General features: G+C 39.2%; 2 protein-coding genes. Both read right to left on the bottom strand.

Annotated elements, in window-relative coordinates; translation table 11 throughout:
- A partial coding sequence (gene lpfB-O113 / locus ACUU1I_RS20540; protein WP_449144910.1) for a long polar fimbrial chaperone LpfB-O113 occupies positions 1–508 on the bottom strand: 508 nt, incomplete at its 3' end.
- Between the two features lie 113 nt (positions 509–621).
- Positions 622–1,116 (bottom strand): fimbrial protein, encoded by a 495-nt coding sequence (locus ACUU1I_RS20535; protein WP_000827815.1) that lies wholly within the window; start codon positions 1,114–1,116, stop codon positions 622–624.
- Positions 1,117–1,395: the final 279 nt, after the last annotated feature.

Here is a 1,395-nt window from a genome sequence, read left to right as displayed (position 1 = left end):
CCATCACACTGATATGAATTGGGTTGGGATTCTCTGCTATCAGATTTCGCCCTTCCCGGCGCCATTTCACTTTCGGCGCAGCATCTTCGGGAATAAGGCGGATATTTGCTGGTCGCCAGAACAGCTTGATACGCGTTTTTACTGCTATTTCCAGCGAGTTCGTCGCTTTGTTGCTCGCTGATGGCGGAATATTTTTAATATTCAGCCAGAAGACTGACTCGCGATCATCAGGCAATGACACACCTTTGGTGTGAATAATGCGTAATATTTTTTCTTGCGAAGGTTCTAATCGTGATACTGGCGGAATAACGGTAAACGGCGCTTTGCTTTTATCCTCTTTATTAAATGGATCTACCCAAGCCTGGATGAGATAAGGTATTTTTTCTTCTTTGCTAAATACAGAAATAGATTTATCAGCATTATTACTTAAGTAAACCACCCGCGTACTACCAATGACAACGCCTGCATAAGTTAATGCTGGTTGGCCTAAAAAAACGCTGAGTATAATCGCGGTAAATAACTTACATTAAACTGTTGTTTTAAAGAGCCTGATTAAACAACTTTTTCTGGACATAACGACTCCCTGGCCAAAGCCAATTGAATAAAAAGGCCCTTGATAAATTATTTCTTATATTCGACAGTAAATTGTGAATCAGCGTTCGCCGTACCAGCCGTTACGGTCGCATTGGTTGCCACATAGCGTGCAATAAACTTCATTTCAGCCTTGCCTTCAGCATCGATAGCGGTATAATCAGAGTCGTTATAAAGTTTAACCTGCGAATTATCGGACTGGTTAAAAATACGAATACCAACGCCGGTTGCCGCAATCGCTTGTCCTGTACCATCAAAACGAACGGCTGCTTGAGTGTACGTTGCCGGGCAATTTTCAAGTTTAATACTGAACTTCTGTGGCGACGCCAGACTACCTACACCTGAAAATGCATTTTTACTGACTTTACCCAGTGGGACAATTTGATCGGCTGTATCGGAGGTAACTTCACAAGTAGTGTCGACAATTTCACCGACGAAGTTAACAACACCATCTTCTGCCAGTGCATGCCCGGCCAGCATTAGAGATGCCAGAGTGAATGCACCGCCTATAATATTACGCTTCATAAAAACTCCATTGATATAATATATCCTTTACCATGAATCATCACTTATATTAATAAGTGTATTTTTGATTCAAAGGAATAGTACACCAAAGAGACGGCTTTATCTAAAAATAATATTAATTACGCAAAAATAAAATATAGATTTATTGTTTAAATATTATTTAAACAGTAAAAAATCAAGTTTGTTATCAGACATTAATGATAATTCAGAATATATTTATATAGAAAGATAGATGAATTTATTGATGTCAGTTATAAAAAAGGGCCACCGGTCGGCAGT

This window comes from Shigella sp. SIG3 (assembly GCF_053555855.1).
The sequence above is the reverse complement of the archived record's forward strand: the minus strand, read 5'-3'. Positions and strand labels throughout refer to the sequence as shown.

Bases quoted from the DNA above. Each gene is read 5' to 3' on its own strand.
- ACUU1I_RS20535 (WP_000827815.1), bottom strand. From the start codon at position 1,116: ATGAAGCGTAATATTATAGGCGGTGCATTCACTCTGGCATCTCTAATG.